The 319-nt window shown below is 40.1% G+C and carries 1 pseudogene; it reads left to right on the top strand.

What is annotated here, in order from left to right:
* Positions 1-153 (top strand): annotated as a pseudogene (locus AVJ19_RS21385) (aldehyde dehydrogenase family protein); the annotation flags it as partial.
* Positions 154-319: the final 166 nt, after the last annotated feature.

Genomic DNA, 319 nt, shown 5'->3' with positions numbered 1-319 from the left:
CGGTATTTCTGAGATTGATGAAGATACCATTGCTTACCATTTCCATGAGCCTTTGGGTGTAGTGGGTCAAATCATTCCTTGGAACTTCCCAATTTTGATGGCAACATGGAACTTGCACCAGCTTTGGCTGCGGGTAACTGTATTGTCTTGAAACGGTGAAACCAAAATTAGACAGCCCATCACTGACCGCTGAAATTGCACTGATTAAAAATAGATTGAACGCTGCATTTGCCGCAGGAATTAAAGTTAAAGTCATTCCGAGTTTATTGCAGGCAGATATTTCAAATCTAAAAACCAAGTTAGAAGGCTTAACCAATAA

Source organism: Acinetobacter sp. CFCC 10889 (assembly GCF_003268395.1).
GTDB lineage: Bacteria > Pseudomonadota > Gammaproteobacteria > Pseudomonadales > Moraxellaceae > Acinetobacter.
This window is presented reverse-complemented; position numbering and strand designations above follow the sequence as displayed.